The organism is Consotaella aegiceratis, from assembly GCF_036541425.1.
Taxonomy (GTDB): domain Bacteria; phylum Pseudomonadota; class Alphaproteobacteria; order Rhizobiales; family Rhizobiaceae; genus Consotaella; species Consotaella aegiceratis.
This window is the reverse complement of sequence record NZ_JAZHFT010000106.1, coordinates 1-3,248: the sequence shown is the minus strand read 5'-3', so window position 1 is coordinate 3,248 and position 3,248 is coordinate 1. Positions and strand designations below refer to the sequence as shown.

General features: G+C 53.4%; 1 protein-coding gene and 3 pseudogenes. 3 read left to right on the top strand and 1 reads right to left on the bottom strand.

Features of this window, described 5'->3' with window-relative positions; translation table 11 throughout:
* The 3 genes and pseudogenes from SMD10_RS25080 to SMD10_RS25070 form a co-directional block, all read left to right on the top strand.
* Positions 1 to 120, top strand: a pseudogene (locus tag SMD10_RS25080) (IS481 family transposase); the annotation flags it as partial.
* A gap of 270 nt (positions 121 to 390) precedes the next feature.
* Complete coding sequence (gene glf / locus SMD10_RS25075) at positions 391 to 1,542, top strand: UDP-galactopyranose mutase (RefSeq protein WP_331688451.1); 1,152 nt, start codon at positions 391 to 393, stop codon at positions 1,540 to 1,542.
* Positions 1,543 to 1,717: 175 nt separating this feature from the next.
* A pseudogene (locus SMD10_RS25070) lies at positions 1,718 to 2,900 on the top strand (IS3 family transposase).
* 27 nt (positions 2,901 to 2,927) lie between these two features.
* Here the strand turns inward: SMD10_RS25070 and SMD10_RS25065 are convergent.
* A pseudogene (locus SMD10_RS25065) lies at positions 2,928 to 3,098 on the bottom strand (IS66 family transposase); the annotation flags it as partial.
* Between the last annotated feature and the right edge of the window lie 150 nt (positions 3,099 to 3,248).

Sequence of the window (3,248 nt, the reverse complement as noted above, 5' to 3'; positions counted from 1 at the left end):
CAGGCCGATCTCGATGCCTGGCTCGTCCACTACAACACCGAACGCCCGCATCTCGGCTATCGCAACATGGGCCGCAGGCCAGCCGAAACCGTCATGTCTTTCGTCAGTCAAGAAGCTTAAGAAGACACGTAATGAAATCGCTGTCGCTATGCCAAATCTCCGTTTGGCACAATCCGTCAGAAATCAACCGACTTGGGAATCCCATAAAGAGTCGCAATTAGCGCCCGCTGGCATTATAACATTATGACACAATAGAAATTATGGAACCCCGATTCAATCGGCGCATCTATCGACCATTACAGATTATGATGTTTTGGGGATCTTGCTAGAGATACTTCCTTATCATCCGATACAACACCTCAAAATCCTCATGTTATCTCGGTGAAAGTGATGAAAGTTGAGTATTTAATCGTTGGTGCTGGCTTTACCGGCGCAGTAGTGGCGGAGCGCATCGCATCTCAAACCGACAGTACTGTACTCGTAATAGATCGACGTAGTCATGTGGCGGGCAACGCCTATGATACACGAGATCAAAACGGCCTCATGTATCACGTTTACGGCCCTCACATCTTCCATACCAACTCTCTGTCTGTTTGGGAGTATTTATCTCGCTTTACTGACTGGCGTTCCTATCAGCACCGTGTACTTGGTGTCATAGACGGTAGACAAGTTCCAATTCCATTCAATTTGACGTCGATAGAGATTCTGTTTGAACGGGCAGAAGCATCGATCCTTCGAGATATCCTAGTTTCGACCTATGGGTATGGAAGCAAAATTGCAATCAACAAATTGAGAGAATCCGGAGATTTGCGCGTTCACGCTCTCGCTGAGTACATCTACTCAAAGGTGTTCTTAGGATATAGTCGGAAGCAATGGGGCGTGCAGCCTGAAACGCTATCGCCATCTGTGCTTGCAAGAGTGCCTGTGCATATTTCATACGACGATCGATATTTTCAAGATAAATACCAAGGGCTTCCATCAAATAGCTACACACGACTCGTTGAAAACATCCTAGATCATCGTTCGATCTCAGTCGAGCTTGGCGTTGAGTTCAGTAACTTTAACCGGAAGAACAACTTTGAGACTATAATATATACGGGTGAGATCGATGAATATTTTGGTTATTGCTACGGCGCTCTACCATACAGGAGCCTGCATTTTGAAATGCAGCTTTATCAGCAGAGTCAGCATCAAACTGTAGCTCAGGTGAACTATCCGAATGATCACGAATTTACACGCATAACTGAGATGTCTCACCTGACCGATGAATGGTCAAAGTGTTCTCTGGTTTCCATTGAGTATCCACGAGATCACGTGCCCGGAAAGACAACGCCTTACTATCCAATTCCCAGCGAACCCAACCAAAGGCTTCACCGGAAGTATGTAGAGTTGGCGGCCAGAGAGGCTCCGAAAGTAGTTTTTGCTGGCAGATTAGGTGAGTACAGATACTATAACATGGATCAAGCGGTCGCTGCGGCCATGGTGACTGCAGATCGGATCGTTCGAAGCCACCCGATTTGCCCCTCTCCAATACTGCCTTGAAGCATTTTTGATAACGCCGCTCTTGGTAGCGACCAACAGATGAGTCTGCAGGAAATCCAGCAATGGTTTCAAACTGTGCGCGCTTATGAGCCCCATTAGCTTAATTGTTATTGACATTGCCCCTTGCGCCTAATCCGGTTTGAAGTTCGTTCTGGCCCAATGAGAGGACCAGGACATGAAGCGCAGTCGTTTCAGCGAAGAGCAGATCATCGGCATCCTGAAGGAGCACGAGAGCGGCGTGCCTGTTGCCGAACTGTGCCGCAAGCACGGGGTCAGCGACGCCAGCATCTACAAATGGAAAGCCAAATACGGTGGCATGGAGGTCAGCGAGGCCAAGCGGTTGAAGGCGCTTCAGGACGAGAATGCCAAGCTGAAGCGAATGCTGGCCGAAGCCATGCTCGACAACGTCGCCCTGAAGGATCTTCTGGGAAAGAAATGGTAGCGCCCGTTGCCGAGCGGAAGGCTGTCGCTCACCTGATGGAGCACCACGGGATGAGCGAACGGCGGGCGTGTGAAGCCATCGGCTGTTGCCGCATGACAATAAGATACCAATCGACCCGACCCGATGATTGGGACGTTCGGGAGCGGATGATCGCACTTGCCCGTGAGCGGCGTCGCTTCGGTTACAGGCGTCTGCTCGTGCTGCTGCGCCGGGAAGGCTTTGAGGTCAACCACAAGAAGCTGTTTCGCCTTTATCGGGAGGAGAAGCTGACGGTGCGGCGGCGTGGCGGCCGGAAGCGGGCGATTGGCACACGAGCGCCGATGCTGTTGCCGCTCGCCCCCGACGAACGCTGGAGCCTCGATTTTGTCTCGGACCAGTTCACCGATGAACGGCGATTCCGCATCCTCACGGTCGTGGACGACTGCACGCGGGAAAGCCTAACGTTGATGGCTGACACTTCACTGTCCGGCGCCCGTGTCGCCCGGGAGCTCGGCTGATCGTCGAACGCGGCAAGCCGGAGATGATCGTCTCCGACAACGGCACCGAGTTCACCAGCAATGCCATCCTAACCTGGGCAGAAAGCGCCGAAGTCGAATGGCACTACATTGCACCAGGCAAGCCGATGCAGAATGGATTCATCGAGAGTTTTAACGGCCGCCTTCGCGATGAGCTGCTCAACGAGACGCTGTTCTCCTCGCTCGCCCAGGCAAAGGCCACGCTGGCGAGCTGGAGGGCCGATTACAATACGTCTCGTCCGCATTCCCAGATCGACTGGCGTACGCCGTCCGAGTTTGCGGCGACCTTCCCATCCCGGCGGGCTCTGGCGCTCCGCCAAATGATAGGCTCAGCGTCGACACCCGACACCACCGTCCGTCAGGACAAGACCAACGCCGGAAACGAACTCAGAACTGGATAATTCCTGGGGGCAACGTCAGGCGCGGTCGGCGCTGTTGGTCAGGCGGATGCGGCCGTCATCAAGGAAGCGGGTGAAGATCTCCCACCGTCCCGGCTTCTCGACCATGTGGTTGATCGCCTTGGCGACGGGATCGTGCCTGGACATCTGGGATCGTTCGGCAAGGAGCCAGCGATGCAGATCTTCGACAACAGCGCGACTAGCCTAGTTTCTGTAATCGAATAATACCGCTGAGCCTATGAAGTGACCGCCTTGATCCAGGGATAGTTGCAGAGCGAGATGATGCGCTCAAGATTTTCGGTGGCGCGGTTCCAGGCTTGGCAGCAGGCGTCGATGATGGCGGCCTGATCG

What these genes read in the sequence shown, in the direction of transcription:
- glf (WP_331688451.1), top strand. Translation starts at nt 391, where the DNA reads ATGAAAGTTGAGTATTTAATCGTTGGTGCTGGCTTTACCGGCGCAGTA.